This window comes from Aphanothece hegewaldii CCALA 016 (genome assembly GCF_003007785.1).
GTDB classification, from domain to species: Bacteria; Cyanobacteriota; Cyanobacteriia; order Cyanobacteriales; family Microcystaceae; genus Chroococcus; species Chroococcus hegewaldii.
Genome location: NZ_PXOH01000052.1, coordinates 1 through 18,424 on the forward strand (window position 1 = coordinate 1; position 18,424 = coordinate 18,424).

Here is an 18,424-nt window from a genome sequence, read left to right on the forward strand (position 1 = left end):
GGAATTCTCGATCACCTATAATAACAATCGAGAAATCTTTAAATAACTTGATAGCGGGACTAATTAGGGCTTTTTGCTCTGACCAATTACTGGCTCCTTTTTTGGCTAAACTCTGCCAATAAATTGGAATAGCCCTCTTTTTCCAAATCAGACTGCTCATGAATATATTATTCTCTTTCCATTGTGTTCGGTCAATAGCTAAAATTAGTTTTCTTTCTTTTTCAAGAGCAGGAAAAAGCATCACTTTTATGAAAGGCATCCAAATCTCTTCAATATTGAAATGTTTCAAGACAAGGAATTTCTGAATTTTTCGTCTTCGGCTTTCAAATAAGATGGGAAGTGGTAAGCAAGCTGCTAACCTCTCTATCCTTACTTGCTTGTGAACTTGCAGTAGCCAAATTAACAATTGTAATAGCAGGAACTGAGATTTTGAGAGGGATTTTTCCAAAAGCTTTTGAGATGATTCTATTAGCATTTTTTTCTCGGTCTTTTTTAATTTTCTTGACCGAGTTTTTTTTACCATATTTTGCTTGTTTTTAATTTCTTTTTTTAAGGTACATCTTGAATGACCTCATTATCTCTTCCCTTTTTATTTCTCAATAATCCTGTCAATAAGCTCCTAAATGAAAAATAGACAAATATGGACAGCCTTATTTTTAGATCTTGGTTCGGAGCAAAAGTCTTTAGCTTTAGAAGGCTGTCCATATTTGTCAAGACTTTTTGTATCTCTCATCTTTTTCTACCTATGAAGCCCTCAACCTCATATATCTACTTCATTTCGCTGTTCATCACCCCTTGAGCCCGTTGGCTAAAAGTTAAACCCAGAGAAGGTGAAGCGGTGACATTGGCGTTAGAGATTAACCCGAAAGATACATGGGCCAGTAACGGGATTTTCAACTTCATCGGTGAATTTGGTGACGAGTCGGGAATGAAACGCTCTCAAGGTGAACGAGTAATCGAGTTGCTACGGCAGTTCTCACCGAAAGGACTGGAGTATCAGGAGATTGATAACTGTCTAGGAATCGGGAAATCGTTGTATACAGTGCTTGACCGATTGGAGGACAGACAGATGATCTCGAAGAGGCGATCGTTCTCTAATGCGCGTCGGTGGGTTTACTGCTTGCCTGACTATACTACAAGTAACAAAGATACTACAGAAAATCAAAAGGACTCTCCCCCTCCTATACAGTTCTCTAGTGAAGTAGAATTAGTGGATGAAATTATTGCTATAGATGAAGTTGAGTCAATTCAACATCAATTTAACATTAATTCAACAACTGTTCAACACTCTGAGATGGAAGAAGTTGATGAAAATGAGCTTAATGCTGATAAGACAATAGTTACAGGTGATGAAAACTTAATTCAACAACCCACTAAGGTTGAGGGGGAGAGTGAGGGTGTTAATCAACCCATATCGAAAAACGTACTACAAAATGAGGAAGAAATTTTAGAGATAGGAGATCGCATTATTGATGTGATAACAGAGGTTAAAGGCGTTGTCGTCGGTTTTCAGGAGGGTCGAGTCGTGTTTGAATGTCGTGAGTTCGGACGGTGTTCTAGACCTTTGGAGTTGCTGTTCAAACTTGAGGCGAAAATGTAGAAAGAAGCATTTAGCGATCGGCTTTTTAAAATAGTATAAACGTATATCTCTGTTTTAATGGGATCTGTATTTTAAATTGTGTCAAGCCGCAACTGGCTATCCACCCAAAATCCTGATGAATAAAGGATTTCAGAGATTTAATGACTCTTATTAGTCAAGGGCAGCTATTTAGAGGCTTAAACTCTTATCTAGACAAGAATAGAGCCTAAAAGCAAGTTTTGGGTTGACACAAAAAAATTGACAGACTCTAAGATTTGATTTACAAACAGTTTCTAAGTACCGCTATCATCCTTAGTCATCTTTATCTTTAAAATAAAATCGAGTCAAAACGGGCAAATGATCGCTAATTGTGTCGATCACTTCCTTCAAAATTTGTGGAGAATTAGAACTGTCCAGTAAAGCGTTCCAGTTAATGACTGTTGCTTCTTCTTGATTTTTCTCTAATGGAACTGTTTCCGTCACCACAATTAAATCGAGACGGGAACGACGACCACCAACTGACAGATGACTTGCTTCAGCTTTATCCCCCGCTTCATTCCACCCTTGAAATTTAATTTTTCCTTGCTCTTCTAATTCCTTAAGAGGTTGCCATTCTGGTCGTTCAGGTGGTGCGTTCCAGTCTCCAACAATGATAATATCCTCATCGGTTGCTTCCTGAGTAATCCATTTCGCCAGACGTTCGGCGGCGGCGGCTCGTTGTTCATTACCACCTCCTCTTTGTGACTTTAAATGTACTCCGACTAGATCGAAATCAAAAGGTTCTTCTTCTCGAAAAGCAACAAAATTTGTATATAGAGGGAGTCGCGGGAAGACAGCTTTATTCGTTCCATCAACAGAAACCGTTAAATTTTCAGTGGCAAATAACTCAATTGGACTATTAGAAGCTTTGACCCAATCCATATCATAAAGCATCGCTACTCTCTGATCTCCGCCAGTTGTGCCATAGATTGCTTTGTAAAGTCCTGCACGAGAGCGAGTCAACATCTCCGCTAATTCATCGAGTGACCCTTCCTCAATCTCTTGCAATACAAAAATGTCTGCATTTAACTCTTGCAAAATACTTTTGATGTTTTCCACTCGTTTGGAATCTCTCGTGTTAAAAAACTTAATGTTCCAAGTAATAATATCGAGAAAACGATCATCAGATTCTAATTGATCAGGAATAAAATCTTTAAGATAACGAGATAAATTATCTTTTCCTACTGTTGAGGCAGAAGGCCGATTAGATTTTTTGTTTTTAGCCATACAAAATAACTTACTGAAGATGCCACTATTTTAAGATCATTTTTTTTCTATTAATTTTCTAAAATTTTTAATAAATTGTTACAAAGATAGTGAGAAATAATCGTTTATTTTGTAAAAATATGAAAAGTAGATTATGCATATAATTAATGAATTAAGCTAAGGTTATAAATTAATTAAGAAAAGGATAAAATTAAGCTAAGACTTTCTATTGTTTTAAGATAATCATCCCTCTTCTGTCACTTTCCGAGTTTTCCTATTAATCAAAGGTTTGCTCTTAGAAGTCATATCAATGGATTCAGGTATTTTTTGTCAATTTTTTGTAATTTGTTCACTTTGTGGAATTTTTATTCAGAAATAAGGACGCGTACGCGCAGCGTGCCGTTGGCAGCGCATGACAGATAAGAGTTACAGAATTATAAATTGTAAGGCTTTTCGGAGAGTGACAGAAGAGGGATGCTTCAAAAACTTAGTGTTAAAGAGAAATCTATGTTTTTATAAAAGTGTTATCCCAAGACAGATAGGTTTACGATAATAACTGTTCGCTTTGTGCTTCTTAAATTCAACCAAGCCATTCTACAAACTTTTATGAATAGTATTCAACACATCATCGAGCCACACGTTCAAGATCTTGGAGGATTCCAAGCTCGTCGTCTTCTACCCTCAGAGATTTTGACACAGGTTGGCCCGTTTATCTTTTTCGACCATCTCGGCCCAGCCGTATTCCCACCCGGGAAGGGGGTTGATGTCAGACCCCATCCCCATATCAACCTAGCAACCGTTACCTATTTATTTGATGGGGTACTATTACATCGTGATAGTTTAGGTAGCGTTCAGGAAATTGCTCCAGGTGCAGTAAACTGGATGACAGCAGGCAGAGGAATCGTCCATTCAGAACGGACACCTGATGCCCAACGGCAGCAAGAAAAAACACTTCATGGCATTCAGACCTGGGTAGCCCTTCCCGATGAACACGAAGAAACTATACCCTGGTTTCGGCATCATCGGGCAAGCGATTTACCCACATGGCAGCACGCAGGAGTATCATTGACACTGATAGCAGGAGAAGCATATGGTCGCGTTTCGCCAGTACCAACCTTTTCCCCGATGATCTATCTGGATGTGAAACTAGAACCAAAAGCGCAGTTAACCCTGCCGGGCAACTACACCGAACAAGCCATTTACACAGTTACAGAAGGACTTGACATTGATGGTGTTCCAATGGAACAACATCGGTTAATTACTCTGGTCACGGGAGCATCGCTCAACATCTCTGCAACACACCCAGCACGCTGTATTATTGTTGGCGGGGAACCTGTCGGTAAACGGTACAAATGGTGGAATTTCGTGTCTAGCCGTCTGGAGAGGATCGAGCAAGCCAAGCAAGATTGGAAGGAAGGACGCTTTGAAGGGGTTCCCAAAGAAACCGAATTCATTCCACTGCCTGAAGAACCACCCCACCAAACCGAACAACCGCTATAGAGCTTACGATATCGGATAAAACTAATGCTACTCTAGCATAACCACTGCTGATTCAGCAACGCCAAAGTATAACCGTAATATAGAAGATTACGATTTCGGATGATTTTAGATTTTCTTGAGTAGAATTGCGCGTCTTGAACAGCGCCCAAATTCGGGTGATGTTAACAATCTGTTGAAAAGCTAAAAAATAAAGCTAGCTATATGCTAGAGTATGGATAACCTCTTTTTGCAAAGCCTATGACTGTTTGGCTCGCCGTCGAATGCCCCGATTGCCACTCAACTGAAATCTCGAAGAATGGAAAGTCTAGCGAAGGAAAACAACGCTTTCTTTGCAAAAACTCAGAATGTCTTCGTCGTACTTTTATCCTCGATAACAGTCATCCTGGACGCTCCCGAAAGACGAAGAAACAAATGGTAGAAATGAGTCTTAATGGAGGTGGAATTAGGGATATAGCGAGGGTTCTGCGAGTCGGATGCCCGACGATCATCCGAGAATTAAAAAAAAGAAATCTCTCCTCACCTCGGTCAATCAAAAAGTCTTAGAAAATCTTAACTCAGAAATGGTAGAAGTAGAAATTAAGCGAATCGACGAGATAGAGATAGAAACCGCACAGAAAATGTTCGACTCAGAGATTGATGAATCCGAGTTAGACGAGATGTGGAGTTTTGTCGGAAGCAAAAAAAATCCGCTTCGGGCTATGGCACGCCATTGATAGAAAGACGGGAAAAGTATTGGCTTATGTTTTTGGTCGAAGAAAGGATGAAGTCTTCTTAAAATTAAAAGTATTACTGGAACCGTTTGGTATCAAGAAATATTGTACAGATGGCTATGAAGCTTACTCGAGAAATTTACCAGCCGAAAAGCATGAAATTGGGAAGAGAAAAACACAGAAAATTGAGAGAAAACATTTAACATTAAGAACGAGAATTAAGAGACTTCAAAGAAAAACTATCTGTTTTTCTAGGTCGGAGGAGATGCACGATATAGTAATTGGATTATTTATTAATCGTTACGAGTTTGGTATAAGTATTTAAGGGCTTTCAACAGATTGTTAACATTACCAAATTTATTGATACATACTGCAAATTGTACCAAGACTTATTTGTAGAAGTCAGAGCTTATGAGTGCTTTAAATATCTTCATGCAGGGCAAGTTCTAACAAAACAAAAAGCCAAGCCTTAAAGCAAGAGCGCATTATAAGGATTTTTGGTGGCGGAACTAATCTCTGAAAATGCGCTCGGCGGCTCAAACTTAGTGGTTCAAACCTATACCTGATAAAGGCTTGGCTTTTTGTCTAGGTTATGTAAGTGGGGGCATAGACCAGAGATTGATAACGCCCACCTTCTACGCGTACGGTGACGCATTTACTGCTCTGGCTCTCTCGCCAGTACATATATACGTCGCCGCCAGTTTTATCCGTTCGTAGGAATTGATAGCCCCAGCTTTTCATTTCTCCTTCGGCACTACTTCCCCTAGCACCCACCAAATCTTGTAAAGCAGGGACGGGGGTTTAAGCGATAACTTGGGTAGCGATTAGGGTTAATGAACCAGCAAGAAGAAATAGACGACGCATTTTTGTAACAAGGCTCCTTAAACAACCAAAAAAAGCAAATTTGCTTTATTATAGATTTTGAGCGACGTAAAAAAGTTTCGCTGCGTTACCCTGTCTAGCGGAAGCAATCATCTTGTGAGTTCTAAACGGATCAACCGATTTAAGACTATACCTAGCTCTCGACTGTCCCGACTGAAGACGATTTATATAGATTATCTAAAATCCGAACTGCTGGTATAATCAGTCAAGATTGATCGCTTTTATACAAAAATACTGCTTCTGTCCGCAGTAGATGAACGTGCATTTGGAACTTGTGCGCTTTGATAACGCGCTGTCCTTCATGCCGAGCCGCTCTTCGGATCGCTTCAATCATCTGTGATTGTTGATCTTTGGCAGTTGTCGATATCTCGCTTCAATCAACGAATAAATACTATAGGCAATCAGACCTAGTGCTACTCCTCCTAGAATCCAGCGTCCAAAAGGTTGTGCTGCCAGTGCTGCTAGTGCTTCACCTAATCCTTTAGCTCGATTGGGGTCAAAAGTGAGGGCAGCTTGGGTTAAAAAGACACCGATGGTAGCAAAGACAATCCCACGAGCCGCAATTCCGATTTGACCCAGAATAATCGCCCAAGTTCTCTGTTGAGGGCTGATCATCGACAACTGGAGATGTTTACGGAATTTGCCTTTGTAAGCTTTGTAGAGTTCATAGAATCCGAGTCCGATAACCAGCATTCCCGCTAATCCTACCAACCACTGACCGAAAGGTTGAGACAAGAAACGCGCCGTCCAGTCTTGAGTTGAGTTATTACTACCACCTCCTGAACCGAGAATGAGTTTAATTGCTGTTGCCGCTAGTACGAAATAACTCAAAGCACTAATGGCATAACCGAGCCGTCGAGCGATTTGTTTAGCTCCTCGATGTTGATGAGGGTGTTCTGGATCGAGAAAAGTTTCAACGGTTCGCCAGAGAGCATAACCAATCAGTCCGACAGTAACAAGACTCAGGAGAAATTTCCCAAAAGGCTGAGTGACGATCATTTGAAGAGCCCCCTTACTGTCTGTCGTCTTACCCCCTACCCCAAAAGCAGCTTGTGCAGCTAACAAACCAATAATAAAATAGACTATAGTTAATCGTTAAGCAAAATACAAAACTTTTGCCGCCAATTCTTGGTATAACTGTCTCGACGTGAGTTAAGAAATTCTTGTGTAATCTCTTGACCTTTAGTTTCTAGCTCTTTACCTATCATTTGATAAAATTGACTCAATCTTTTTTTGACATCTTTCCAACAGTATTCTATCGGGTTAAGGTTTGGTGAATAAGGCGGCAGATAAACTAGGATAATTCTGTTATTCGCACAAGACTCTTTAACAACTTTAGCTTTATGTATGGAAGCGTTATCAAGAACTATTACTAAAGTTTTTTGGCTATTAGCGAGACGAACTTCTTGTAAAAACTCTAGAAAATCCTCTTTTTTACATTTTTGAGTGGATTTGGAGACACTTTCCCCATTTAAACTCAAAAAACCAAATAGGCTATACAAACGTTTTGACTTATAACTAATGGGTGTGGTTACTTTTTCCGTATTTAAGACTCGACTTTTACCTGAACAATCCGAAACACTACTCTCATCCAATAATCCGATGACAAAATCTAAAGAGTCAATTTTTTCAAAGACATCTTCTAGTTTTTTTTTAATTCTTTTTCTGCTGTTTCCGATTGCTTGGAGTTAATTATATAAGGCTTACCGTAGGGGACTTTTAGTTTTCGCCTTACCATAGTCCAAATCCCTTTATAAGTATAATTTACTCCCCTAGTTTCTAAGACATACTCTTGTAATTTTTGTAAATTATAGCCTTTATCTTTAATTTCTTGGATAATTTTTTGCCATTCTTCTTCTGATAAGTAAGGTTTTCTTGGTTTTCCTCTTTGTTGAGGTTTTAATCCATCTATTCCCAACTCATTCCATAAGTCTACCCACTTATATACTGTTTTGTGGCTATAACTTAAATGTTCTGCTACATCGGTTATTTTTTCCCCACTATAAATCATTTTAATTGCCAATAATCTTTCTTTAATTTTTGAGTCTTTACACTCTTTATATATCTTTTCTATGTCTGATACCTTGTAATCACCCCGCAACGGTTTACTCATTTCTTAAGCTACTTTATTTCTCTTGAGATTTTTTGATCATAGCATATATTTTACTTTACTTAAAGATTAACTATACACCTCTAGCAGCATAGCCAAGTCGGGCTAGTTTTTCCATCCAGGGGTGTGATGCGGCTTGTTGAATGGGTTTTTCAAGATTGCCATTAGGTGAATTATGTCGTGTCATTGTTGTTGTGTAGCTTAAATCTGAGTTCTGCTACTTTTAATCAAAGCAGTAACGAGTATTTCTCTCATCTCCCTAAATAGATAGAGCTTGAATGATATCAGTAGCGATGGATTTATGACTTAAGCGTTATTAGACAGGAAAAGCGATCGCATGAGTGCTTCCAAAGTAGTGTCGAGAATGGTTTCAACTTTTTTGCCTTTTAACCTCTTGTACGTCAGTCTAAAGCTTTCTTAAAGGATTTCAATGTCTATAGATGGTTCTTTTCGTCAATGTTAGTGGGAGTTGTATTGTCCAGTAACTTGGAAGGAGAGACAAAATTAGATTTATCGTTATCGGTAAGGTAGGCTTTTTTTATAGAACACTCGCATTAGAGTTTTCTGAATTATCTTAAAAAGAGTTAGCATCTAGCTTTTTTCTTGATGTATTATTTAACATTGACGGTTTCAATATATTAATAATTTAATAGCCTTTTCAACCTTTAATATTTGTTAATATGACCTAACTGTAGTAAAATAAAAATCAGTAAATTGCTAAGAATTTATGAGAATAACTTATTGTCATCTTTTCAAATATTCTGTCTTTATTCTTTTTGATAAGCCGAGCTAAATCTAGTAGTGATTCACAGAAATTAGGATTAAGAAAAATGAGTTTTGTAAAAAGTCCGCTACGTTATCCAGGAGGGAAATCTAGAGCTATTGATACGATTAGCCGATATTTACCTGAAAAATTCTCAGAGTATAGAGAGCCTTTTGTCGGTGGCGGTTCGGTATTTATATATTTAAAACAAAAATTTCCTCATTTAGATATTTGGATTAATGACCTCAATTCAGAATTATTCCTTTTCTGGAAAATCGCTCAGTCGAATCTAGATGAACTCATTCAAAAGATTCAGGAAGTTAAAGCAGCTAGTCCAGTTGGAAAAGTGCTTTTCGAGGAAATGAAAACTGTTGATGCCAGTAAGCTTTCCGATTTTGAAAGAGCAGTACGCTTTTTTGTCCTCAATCGAATAACTTTTTCTGGAACAGTAGAATCTGGCGGATATTCTGAGCAAGCTTTTCAAAAAAGATTTACTGACTCGTCTATTAGTCGGTTAAGTAAAATGAGGAGTATCTTAAAAGATATAAAAATTACCAATCTTGACTATAGTGAATTACTAAAAGCTGAAGGAGACGAGGTTTTTATCTTCTTAGATCCTCCGTACCTTAGTGTGACTCAATCAAGATTATATGGAAAAAATGGTCATCTTCATACTTCCTTCGACCATACTGTCTTTTCAGAAAATATAAGAAAATGTTCCCATGATTGGCTGATTACTTATGATGATTGTCAGTCCGTGCGAAATAACTTTTTATCATCTTATATCTATGAATGGGAACTGCAATATGGGATGAACAACTACAAGCAAAAGAGGGCGGCTAAAGGAAAAGAATTAATGATCGTTAATTATCCAATCAAGCCAGATAGTATAGATAATGAGGTTGAAACTCACTCCTTGGAACAAGATCATCAACAATTAAATTTATTTGCCTGATGTACAAATCAAATCTTAATAATCGTTTCGCTAACGCTCATTGTTTTTGGTTGGGTATCAAACTTCAAGCTTGGGTTTTTGGTGATTCGCCTCGAAGCGTTATGTAAGCGCATTGAAATGCACCATTCATTAGAAAAATCTAAATATATGTATTGTTTTTCGGTTTTAGCTAATACTGATTTGACCGGGGGTAAATTGGCGAACTCTACGATATTGATCGTTCTTTTATTGCCATCAAAATGGATCTTATAATAATCCGTTGTTCCAGTCAGGAATCGAAATAAATGTTCAGCATTCGTTTGAGATTGGCAATAAGAATTGATAAACTCAGTAATTAATTGGCAGATAGGTTGATAAAGATAATTTGATTTGATGTTTTCTGGAAGCTCATTAAATTTTGTCCTGCCAGAAGTCTGTTGGGCGAACCGAGCAGCAATCCTTTCATATTCTGTATAAAATGCCCTGCTCTGTTGACTATCTCTACTATATCCGCAGTGTTGTGGAGTTGTTTTAGGACGCTGGTGTTTGAGGGCTATATTTCGGTGCTTGATAGACAAATTGATTTCTCTGGCTAAGTCAAGCTTAATATGAATGTCACTAACATTTCCTTGAGTTCCACTCAGGTCAGGAAAGCGATCAATGTTTACCTGATTAGTTTGTGATAGGGTAAATTCCTGTTCTAACCAGTTATAGATAGTTTGAGAACATACCAAGAAATCATTCTGCATCTTTTGAGAAAGCAGTGCATAATGTAAACTATCTTTTGCTTGGCTATCGTTTGCCCGTTGTGTAAGAACGACTTTCCCTGTCAGCCGAGCGCAGATCTCTTGTACGATGGCGAATTCTAATGCCCTTCCATGTTGATTCGATTTATTACTCATCAGCAACACTCATCAGTAACTAGCCATTTAGCTTTCTTTTCTGTATCTGTATTAGAGTTCCCATCATTTGATGCCAATCCTTCACTCTGAAAGATGAAGTAGCAGAAATGGTAGCCATCCCCAAAAATACGGTCTAGCCTCATCTCTATTGCCCGTTATAGACGAGACGTTCAAGAATCAGATAAAATTTACTGCTGGTGTTGGCTTGACAACCGTGTTCGTAATCGCATTTTTCACAGATGAAAACCTAGAAAAAACCCGAAAGCTTTTGGGTATGAGAGCGTTTTGAGCAAAAATAGCTCTTCCTAAGAAGGTTAAGATAAAGTGAAGTCAACTTAATCAAAGAATCATGGCCAGTAAAAAAATCCAAGTGAGATCGTATACAGTCAAAGCACACGATCGCCTCATTCATACAAGAAGCTTTAAATTCATCTGTTCTTTCTGTAATGCAACTTGCTCAAGAGAAACATATGCCACCGCCTGCCCAAAATACGGCAACGAGTGTGATGGAGTTAAGAGCAAGTGTTTACGGAAGAAGACAGAACAGAAAAAGTAGATTAGATTTATGTTTAAACTCCCACCACCACCAGAACCACCAAGTGACTCCCAACAATGGTTAGAACAATTAGCGACTTATTATAAACAGCTTGTGGACTACCACCATCAAGCGGCTCAAACCGCAGCAAGACAACTAGCACATTTAGAAATCCTTTTAGGTGGTGCGCTCGACAGTACAACAGTTTCCTTAGAAATCAATCAGACGATCAATAGCCCTGCTATTGGTCAACTTTCTTCGTCAATGCCAGTAGTGGCTCATCAAGACTTGATAAATCCCCAACTTTCTTTATTATCGCCACCAAATACTCCAACCCTTGGAAAAAAACTGGACAAAACAGGACAGCTTTCTATCCCACGAATTAATCATGAGACCCAAAGAGCAACACTACAAGGCACTCCTGTTTTGTCAATGTTTAATGAATCCGAATTAACAGAGGCAATAAGTACATTATTGGCAACCGAGAAAGGTCATGCCGTACATATCGACTACATCGTTAGGAAACTGTACGGTATCTTGGATGGAGATAATTTAAACTCGATAACAGATTGGGTGAGAATGACACTCAAAAGTGGAGAAGTAGATAGTAAATGGTCATCGATTCCCGATGCTCCAGAGTGTTGGACACTTAACTTACAGGAGCTAACTACCTTACCAAGTGGTGAAACGTCAGAAAAAACCACCTTAACCACTAGAGAAGTTGCCCAATTTCTTCAGACCAGCCCGAAAGTCATTATCAGAAACAAAAATAAGTATGCCGAACAGTTTACTGAAGGGACACACTATCTAGTAGACGAGCAAAACTGGTACTACTGGACTCCATCGGGAATTGATTTACTGAAAAGCTTGCTCTTTTTACAAGCCAATCTTCCAAATCAACTCTTAAAGCGAAAAAGCAAGACAATTGAACCACAACGGTTGCCTCCTTATAATAAGCTGAACCTAATGGAGTCAATCAAAAAGCTATTAAAGGAACGAATGGGTGAAGTTTTTTCTATTGATGAAGTCTGCCAAACCCTATATGGAGAGCTTCCCCCTTCACAGTACACTCGTATACGGACACAGGTTGGAAAATATCTTTCCAAGGGCAAGTTAAAAGGCGACTGGGCAGCCGTTCCCGACCAAAAAAGCCACTATACTTATAATTTAAACAAAAATATCGATGATGAGGACTAAAAGTAACGCTGTCTTTACCAATTCAGTTGATCTCGAAGTGAATTTTGCTAGAGTAGTAGAGAATAAGGATTTAAAGTAATCAATCCTTACGGTTACAGGATAAGATCAGACGAAAGAGAAGAAACTGAGAGATGACCCTAGCCCTGACTCATCCGATGACAATCAAGCCAGAAGACTTTGAGCCGCCACTAAAGCGGAAGGAGGCTGCTGTACCTAGTTATTGGACAGTGGAAGAATTAGCAGAAGAGTTAGACGTTTCGATGAGAAAAGTTCTTTATGATATTACAGGCAATGCGAAATTAAGAGTTCGTCCTAAGTTAAAAATTTTTTACAAGCTTGGTGCCAATTATCTTATTCCTGAAGTTGAGGCTATCGAATATTTATGGAATCAGCGTCAAGCTCGAAAAAAAATTAATAAAATTTAATCTTTTATTTTCAGTAAACTGAAAGCAAAATAGGTATACTGTGTTTAGACACTAAAAAAGCCCCTCTTAGATTGGCATCGATAAGGACTTTTCTAGTTTTGGGTTCAACAAGGTTAACCGCCTTGTTGGGCTGGTTCACCATAGTTATAGAGTTTTTATGTTGAATTATTCTAATTCTACACAAACTGATAGTGATTTAGCAATCAGTGTTAAAAAACTGTTGTCCATTTCATCGGTTAGTCAAACACCACAAACCTCCATCTCAGAATGGGTTGTGGAGAGTGAGATCGCGTCCAGTCTAACCTCAAAATGGCTCACTGAGATCGAAGATCCCAAACAAATCGCCACTCTCCTAAACTGGAAAAGTTACAAACATACTGGAGGCTGGTACGTTCGTTCACTTGACCCAACCACAGGACAGTACACAAATCATGGGCAATTCAAACCCTCGTCACCTTTGCTCCTTGATGAGAAGCCACAGAAATATCTTTCATTTCCGAAAGGCAAGGGAACGGAGCCAATATTTGCGCCAATGACGTTGGATTTGTGGAGAGCGATCGCCTCTCATCACAATATCTTGATCGAAAACAGTGACATTGATGAAACCCGTGCAGATCTAGGATTTTGGCTATGGGTATTAAAACATCCCGAACTTCCAATATCTATTACAGAGGGAGTAAAAAAAGCAGCTTGTCTGTTGTCACATGATGAAGCAGCCATCTCGATTTCAGGAGTATGGAATGGTCAACAAAAAGGGAAACTCCACCCGTCATTACTACCATTTATTACACCAGGGCGACCCATCAGCTTAGTCTTCGATTCCGATGTGATGGTCAAGCCGCAAGTCGAAGCAGCGTTGATTCAGTTTGGCAGATTATGTAAAGAGCAAAAAGCGGAGGTTGCGATCGTACAATGGAATCTAACACTTGGAAAAGGAATTGATGACCTTATCGTGAATCAGGGAGAGGAGAAATTCAAAGAAGTTATGGGCAATGCCGTACAGTACGGGAAATGGTTGAAGTCGCTTGAGAATCAATTTTCTGTCCCATCAACTGATTCTAATAAGAAACAAAAATTACCTCCCGCCGATGAGTTAGCCCGTTGGATTGCTGAAGATTATCGAGACAAACTCGCTTATAACAACGAAACGAGCTTCTGGATGAGATATGAAGCCGATTTCAAAGGAGTCTGGTCAAAAGAGACCGAGGAATACATTGAAGCGATCGTATCAAGCATTCTTGATGGCATGAACATTTCAGGATATGGCAGTCATAGCTATGTCATCAATATCTTAAAAAAACTACGGTGTTTGTTAATTGAGCGATTCTGGAACGAACGTTCATCTACTGAATTAATTCCTTTCCGCAATGGAGTGTTAGAAACCGCGACCCGAAAATTTCTCCCCCATTCACCAGGGTATCGGTTCACATGGGCCTTACCCAGAGATTACAATCCGTTGGCATCTTTTTGGTCAAACATCGATCGCTATTTAGGTGAAGCTGTAGAGGGAAACGATCGCCTGAAAAACATCCTACTTTGTTACTGTAATGCGGTTTTGTTGGGAAGATCGGACTTACAGAAGTTTTTGCACTTAATTGGCCCTGGTGGGACGGGAAAAGGGACATTTATGCGGCTGCTGACTGATTTAATTGGATTGGTCAATATGCACTCGACGACCTTAGAGGATATTTGTACTAACAGATTTGAATTAGCCAACATCTACAAGAAGCGGTTAGTAGTGATGTGGGATGAAGATAAGAAATCAGGAAACATGGGGCGCTTTAAAAGCTTAACTGGAGAAGACTATTTAAGAGCAGAGGAAAAAGGTAAAAAAGCGTTCTCATTCAAATACGATGGAATGGTCATAGTAAGCTCAAACTTTCCAATCTTTGTCGGGGATAACTCATCGGGGTTAGCACGTCGTCTAATTCCAGTGCCATTTAGTATTACCCCCAAACAACGGAAAAACTTAAATCAAGATTTTCAGGACGAATTAGCCGCGTTTACCAATTACCTCCTGTCATTGGACTCCGATTTCGTCACCAATACTCTACTTGGTTTAGAACCCGTTCCTGAAATTTCCCTACAATCATGGGAGCAAAGAATTAGAACCGATAGTATCGCCAGTTGGTTGAATGATTGTGTGATTTTCGATGCCTGTGCGACAACAGCTATTGGATGCGATCGTACTGAAGGACTTAATGGAAATACACCAACGACATTGTATGGTTCATACGCTTTACATTGTCATCAGAATGGAACTAGCCCGAAAGCAAATAAGAATTTCTCACCCGACTTGCTAGAACTGTGCAATCACATTTTAGGAATGACGGTAGAAAAGACGCAAACCAAAGTTGGAAAATTTGTTAAAGGAATGCGCTTAAGAACGGCTACTGATTTTGAGTTACCCACCTTAGATTATCAGATGCAGATGGCGGTGACGGGTAGCGATTCATTTCGTCTTGACAAACTAGGGCAGTCTTCAACAAGACAAACTAACTATGAAACAAATGAACTAACTCAACAAGACTGCCCTAGTTTGTCTGACTTATTTCCAAAGGTGACGGGTGCGGTGACGGGTCAGGATGCCAATGGAGTAAGCCTTACAGCAATTGGTGACGGGTCACTTCTAACTCCTTATAAAAATGAAGAATTAAAAATAAGCAGTAACTCTTCGGAGTTGTTAGAAGTTAATGCTCAAATTTTAGAAGACGAAGGACAAATCTATAGAGCAATAGATGAAAGAAGTGATGGTTTATTCGTCACCAACTCCGAAACTGCACATAGTAAGGATTGTGACCCGTCACCCGACCCGTCACCTGATTCGTCACCTCTCCAAATCGATTATTCAACTTACCCCCATCGAACAAGTAATGACATTAGAGCCAAACAGAATAAGGCGCGAGAGTGCAAGGAGAAAATGCTATCTTGCCATACCTCTGAACGATTAGCTCAATTTAAAAGTGAAGCGGGTTTTAGTGAGACTGAGATTAAATGGGTTTATCATCGTCTCCTTACATCAGCCGAACAGAACAAGGTAAGAGAAGCGGCTAGTGTGTCTCAGTTAAGCTTATTTGAACAGGTTAATTATGAGTGGAAACAATTAATTACAGCGATTGATGCCGAGTTAGAGCGTTTGGGATGGACGACGACTCAGGCTAAGGAATATATTATGAGTAAGTACAACAAGCGATCGCGTCAATTGTTAGATGATGAAGAAATAATCGAGTTTTGGCAGTATCTTAAGCAATTAGCTTGTACTAAGTGATAAATTACTCTCTCTGAAACGGGTTGAAAAACACTTAAAATAAAGGAAAGTCAACTGAGAGATTTAAACTTTGTAGGAGATTAGTTGAAAATGGAAGATAACTTAAAAACCCTTGAAAAAGGTAGCCAAATCTTACAACAACATGATCAATGGATGGCTGAACATTTAGATGAACTAATTGAACAGTATCCAGGTAAAGTTGTTGCGATATCTGAGGGGAAGATTGTTAAAGTTGGAGAAACGTATCAAGAAGTCTATCAAGCCTTTCTTTCATCAAATGTAGAATGGATGCCGATGGTCATCTCAGTGCCATACCCTGACGAAGTTCAAGAATTTCTTCTCTAAAATCGATGACAATTACGCGGTTTCCTTACAAAAGAATCAGAGGAATCGATCAACCGATTATTCCAATCGGACTTGAAATGAATGATTTATGGCTTCCTTTAGAAGTTTACATTGACACAGGAGCCGAATATACAGTGATTGAATCTAGGATAGCTGAAAGCGTAGGATTTAATTATCGTCAAGGAAAGAGGATTTATTTAAAAGTGGGAAATGGAAGTTTGATCACCGTTTACTTAAATCGTTTAAATCTTCAGTTAGGAAAAATCCGTTTATTATGTCGAGTTGGATTTTCTGACCAGTTAAACGTCAATTATAATATTTTAGGAAAAGTCGATATTTTTGAGAAATTTAAAGTTTGCTTTGCTCAAGCTGAGAGAATGATTACTTTTGAGAAAATTAAGGAATCAAGCTAAAAGTTGCAGATGAGTTAGAGCCAAAGTAATAGTTGAGCGAAAAAATTGTAAAATTAAATAATTCAAAATCAAAAATGACTTCAAAAATTGTCTGTGTCTGGCTTCAGAAAACTTTTTTTATTTGGTTAAAAGCTATTGCTGAAGAGTAAGATAGTTTAGTGCTTTGAAATGAAGCCCGATCAGTTGGTCATAAAAAGGGTTCAACTTACATAAAGGTGGAATAGAGATAAGCGTGCGATTAAAGAGCTTGATTGTGCGCTCAAACGGACAACGAGTTGGAATTAATTGGCATAATAGCCAAGCGAGGCCTAAATTATTAATTTCTACTGATTCCAGCCAGCATCGTACTGAAGCCAGAAAATCAATTCGGTTAATGGAGATAGAACTTTTCATAGATTTATAGTTGACTAGGATAATATTTAATTTAAGAGCTAACAACTATTAAATCATTAGAATTTTAGGTAAACTTGATTGCATTTTTCAACAAAGGGTTTATTGATAATTAAGGTCATCTAAACACATCGGCTTTTATGGCGGTCAGTGCAAAAGCCGCAGAAGTAGAACAAGCAGCAGAATAAATAATAGCTGTCTATACCGAACGTTCGGTCTAATCTAATCGGTTGAGATTAAAAAGCGATCACTTAAACATCGATAAACTCTGAACGATATTTGACGATTCCTGCTACGCCACGTAAAGCTTGAGCTTGTGACTCCAAAACCACAAAAGCCTCATCAGGCACATCGTACTCGCATTTTAAACCTTGTTGACTCGCACGAACAAAGCCAAAACGAGGGTAGTAAGTTGGATGACCCAAGACGACCACCGCGCAGCAACCCGATTGGAAACACTCTTTCAAGCTATGTTGTACTAACATCGAACCAATACCTTGTCTTTGATATTCAGGTAGAACAGCCAATGGTGCTAATCCAAGAATCAAAAGATGTTCAGGACAAGTCCCCTCAACAGAAACAGGGCTAAAAAAGATGTGTCCCACAACTTGTTTAGCGACTATAGCAACAAAAGAAAAAGTATTAGAACTTAATCTGAGTCGTTCAATGAGATTGGCTTCATTCTCTCGTTCAAAGGCAGCGATATTGATCTGACGAATTGTTTCAAAATCTTTGGTTCGTTCGGCTCGAACTTTCATAATTGAAAAGAATAAATTGGACAAAAAAATGACAGACATTTTTACAGTAGCATGATAATTTTCTGTTTAGGGAAACATCAGGGAGACTCAAAATCTTTATCCATTAAGCAATAAGGAGAGTAGAGAGGCTTTTGCTATCAGAAAAATTAATTCTATAAAAACAGCAATTTCCGTATTTTGACAAACAACTTATCTAGAGATTAAAAAACTCATGTATAAAAGAATAAAAGACAACTGCTAAAAACGATAAATCTAGTGTTAGATCAAATAAGTTCTGCTCTCCGTGATCGTCTCCCTAGCCTCCCTAAGTCTGTCAGAGTAAGGGTTAGAAGTATCCCTACGCTGACTAAAATAAGCCTCCACCTACGCCTCCCTCATCTAATATATTTTTATAGCATTTTTCAATTGGATTGAACATAATAGCAGCAGTGAGTAAACCAGCCAACCAAATTGTCTTGGGTCACTAAA

Annotated in this window: 19 protein-coding genes; 11 read left to right on the top strand and 8 right to left on the bottom strand. The window is 38.7% G+C overall.

The window, feature by feature from the left end; all coding sequences use genetic code 11:
• On the bottom strand, positions 1-523 hold a 523-nt coding region (locus tag C7H19_RS23520), incomplete at its 3' end, for a transposase family protein (protein ID WP_483860661.1).
• A gap of 315 nt (positions 524-838) precedes the next feature.
• Here C7H19_RS23520 and C7H19_RS23525 point away from each other — a divergent pair.
• A complete protein-coding gene (locus C7H19_RS23525; protein ID WP_106459350.1) occupies positions 839-1,600 on the top strand; it encodes a hypothetical protein in 762 nt (253 codons plus the stop codon).
• A 291-nt stretch (positions 1,601-1,891) separates the two neighbouring features.
• Here the strand turns inward: C7H19_RS23525 and C7H19_RS23530 are convergent, their stop codons facing one another.
• Positions 1,892-2,845, bottom strand: a complete 954-nt coding sequence (locus C7H19_RS23530) for an endonuclease/exonuclease/phosphatase family protein (protein WP_106459351.1) — start codon at positions 2,843-2,845, stop codon at positions 1,892-1,894.
• A 585-nt stretch (positions 2,846-3,430) separates the two neighbouring features.
• Between C7H19_RS23530 and C7H19_RS23535 the strand changes: the two genes are divergently transcribed.
• The 4 genes from C7H19_RS23535 (at position 3,431) to C7H19_RS26580 (ending at position 5,359) form a co-directional block, all read left to right on the top strand.
• Positions 3,431-4,324, top strand: coding sequence for a pirin family protein (locus C7H19_RS23535; RefSeq protein WP_106459363.1), 894 nt, complete (start codon positions 3,431-3,433; stop codon positions 4,322-4,324).
• Positions 4,325-4,561: 237 nt separating this feature from the next.
• A complete protein-coding gene (locus tag C7H19_RS27295) occupies positions 4,562-4,867 on the top strand; it encodes an IS1/IS1595 family N-terminal zinc-binding domain-containing protein (RefSeq protein ID WP_219907729.1) in 306 nt (101 codons plus the stop codon).
• Positions 4,798-5,037, top strand: coding sequence for a hypothetical protein (locus C7H19_RS27300; protein WP_219907733.1), 240 nt, complete (start codon positions 4,798-4,800; stop codon positions 5,035-5,037). Before C7H19_RS27295 ends, C7H19_RS27300 begins: the two co-directional genes overlap by 70 nt.
• A 19-nt stretch (positions 5,038-5,056) precedes the next feature.
• Positions 5,057-5,359: an IS1 family transposase gene (locus C7H19_RS26580; protein WP_425428930.1), complete on the top strand. Its 303-nt coding sequence runs from the start codon at positions 5,057-5,059 to the stop codon at positions 5,357-5,359.
• Between the two features lie 887 nt (positions 5,360-6,246).
• Here the strand turns inward: C7H19_RS26580 and C7H19_RS23545 are convergent.
• The 3 genes from C7H19_RS23545 to C7H19_RS23555 are packed head-to-tail and all read right to left on the bottom strand — an operon-like array spanning position 6,247 to position 8,029.
• Positions 6,247-7,002 carry a DUF1206 domain-containing protein gene (locus C7H19_RS23545; protein ID WP_245927745.1) on the bottom strand — a complete coding sequence of 252 codons (756 nt, stop codon included), beginning with the start codon at positions 7,000-7,002 and terminating at the stop codon, positions 6,247-6,249.
• 2 nt (positions 7,003-7,004) lie between these two features.
• Positions 7,005-7,595 (bottom strand): IS630 family transposase, encoded by a 591-nt coding sequence (locus C7H19_RS23550; protein WP_219907732.1) that lies wholly within the window; start codon positions 7,593-7,595, stop codon positions 7,005-7,007.
• Complete coding sequence (locus tag C7H19_RS23555) at positions 7,559-8,029, bottom strand: helix-turn-helix domain-containing protein (RefSeq protein WP_106459353.1); 471 nt, start codon at positions 8,027-8,029, stop codon at positions 7,559-7,561. The genes C7H19_RS23550 and C7H19_RS23555 overlap by 37 nt, the downstream gene beginning before the upstream one ends.
• Positions 8,030-8,856: 827 nt before the next feature.
• Between C7H19_RS23555 and C7H19_RS23560 the strand changes: the two genes are divergently transcribed.
• Entirely contained in the window at positions 8,857-9,744 is an 888-nt protein-coding gene (locus tag C7H19_RS23560; RefSeq protein ID WP_106459354.1) for a DNA adenine methylase, read from the top strand.
• 8 nt (positions 9,745-9,752) lie between these two features.
• Here the strand turns inward: C7H19_RS23560 and C7H19_RS23565 are convergent, their stop codons facing one another.
• Positions 9,753-10,625, bottom strand: coding sequence for a HaeIII family restriction endonuclease (locus C7H19_RS23565; RefSeq protein WP_106459355.1), 873 nt, complete (start codon positions 10,623-10,625; stop codon positions 9,753-9,755).
• 565 nt (positions 10,626-11,190) lie between these two features.
• On the opposite strand from C7H19_RS23565, the gene C7H19_RS23575 reads away from it, so the two are divergent.
• From C7H19_RS23575 to C7H19_RS23595, 5 genes are all read left to right on the top strand, one after another.
• Positions 11,191-12,357, top strand: a complete 1,167-nt coding sequence (locus C7H19_RS23575) for a hypothetical protein (protein ID WP_106459357.1) — start codon at positions 11,191-11,193, stop codon at positions 12,355-12,357.
• Between the two features lie 131 nt (positions 12,358-12,488).
• Positions 12,489-12,782 carry a DNA-binding protein gene (locus tag C7H19_RS23580; RefSeq protein WP_106459358.1) on the top strand — a complete coding sequence of 98 codons (294 nt, stop codon included), beginning with the start codon at positions 12,489-12,491 and terminating at the stop codon, positions 12,780-12,782.
• Positions 12,783-12,939: 157 nt separating this feature from the next.
• Positions 12,940-16,050 carry a phage/plasmid primase, P4 family gene (locus C7H19_RS23585; protein ID WP_106459359.1) on the top strand — a complete coding sequence of 1,037 codons (3,111 nt, stop codon included), beginning with the start codon at positions 12,940-12,942 and terminating at the stop codon, positions 16,048-16,050.
• A 90-nt stretch (positions 16,051-16,140) separates the two neighbouring features.
• Entirely contained in the window at positions 16,141-16,395 is a 255-nt protein-coding gene (locus tag C7H19_RS23590; protein WP_106459360.1) for a DUF5678 domain-containing protein, read from the top strand.
• Positions 16,396-16,400: 5 nt separating this feature from the next.
• Positions 16,401-16,808 (top strand): retroviral-like aspartic protease family protein, encoded by a 408-nt coding sequence (locus C7H19_RS23595; RefSeq protein ID WP_106459361.1) that lies wholly within the window; start codon positions 16,401-16,403, stop codon positions 16,806-16,808.
• Between the two features lie 132 nt (positions 16,809-16,940).
• Here C7H19_RS23595 and C7H19_RS23600 read toward each other — a convergent pair whose 3' ends face one another.
• Together C7H19_RS23600 and C7H19_RS23605 are read right to left on the bottom strand one after the other, a co-directional pair.
• Complete coding sequence (locus tag C7H19_RS23600) at positions 16,941-17,201, bottom strand: Mo-dependent nitrogenase C-terminal domain-containing protein (RefSeq protein ID WP_106459362.1); 261 nt, start codon at positions 17,199-17,201, stop codon at positions 16,941-16,943.
• 248 nt (positions 17,202-17,449) lie between these two features.
• Positions 17,450-17,956 (bottom strand): GNAT family N-acetyltransferase, encoded by a 507-nt coding sequence (locus tag C7H19_RS23605; protein ID WP_106459364.1) that lies wholly within the window; start codon positions 17,954-17,956, stop codon positions 17,450-17,452.
• Positions 17,957-18,424 lie beyond the last annotated feature (468 nt).

Bases quoted from the DNA above. Each gene is read 5' to 3' on its own strand.
- C7H19_RS23575 (WP_106459357.1), top strand. From the start codon at position 11,191: ATGTTTAAACTCCCACCACCACCAGAACCACCAAGTGACTCCCAACAA.
- C7H19_RS23565 (WP_106459355.1), bottom strand. From the start codon at position 10,625: ATGAGTAATAAATCGAATCAACATGGAAGGGCATTAGAATTCGCCATC.
- C7H19_RS23530 (WP_106459351.1), bottom strand. From the start codon at position 2,845: ATGGCTAAAAACAAAAAATCTAATCGGCCTTCTGCCTCAACAGTAGGA.
- C7H19_RS27295 (WP_219907729.1), top strand. From the start codon at position 4,562: ATGACTGTTTGGCTCGCCGTCGAATGCCCCGATTGCCACTCAACTGAA.
- C7H19_RS23560 (WP_106459354.1), top strand. From the start codon at position 8,857: ATGAGTTTTGTAAAAAGTCCGCTACGTTATCCAGGAGGGAAATCTAGA.
- C7H19_RS23595 (WP_106459361.1), top strand. From the start codon at position 16,401: ATGACAATTACGCGGTTTCCTTACAAAAGAATCAGAGGAATCGATCAA.
- C7H19_RS23590 (WP_106459360.1), top strand. From the start codon at position 16,141: ATGGAAGATAACTTAAAAACCCTTGAAAAAGGTAGCCAAATCTTACAA.
- C7H19_RS23605 (WP_106459364.1), bottom strand. From the start codon at position 17,956: ATGAAAGTTCGAGCCGAACGAACCAAAGATTTTGAAACAATTCGTCAG.
- C7H19_RS27300 (WP_219907733.1), top strand. From the start codon at position 4,798: ATGCCCGACGATCATCCGAGAATTAAAAAAAAGAAATCTCTCCTCACC.
- C7H19_RS23600 (WP_106459362.1), bottom strand. From the start codon at position 17,201: ATGAAAAGTTCTATCTCCATTAACCGAATTGATTTTCTGGCTTCAGTA.
- C7H19_RS23585 (WP_106459359.1), top strand. From the start codon at position 12,940: ATGTTGAATTATTCTAATTCTACACAAACTGATAGTGATTTAGCAATC.
- C7H19_RS23555 (WP_106459353.1), bottom strand. From the start codon at position 8,029: ATGAGTAAACCGTTGCGGGGTGATTACAAGGTATCAGACATAGAAAAG.
- C7H19_RS23580 (WP_106459358.1), top strand. From the start codon at position 12,489: ATGACCCTAGCCCTGACTCATCCGATGACAATCAAGCCAGAAGACTTT.
- C7H19_RS23535 (WP_106459363.1), top strand. From the start codon at position 3,431: ATGAATAGTATTCAACACATCATCGAGCCACACGTTCAAGATCTTGGA.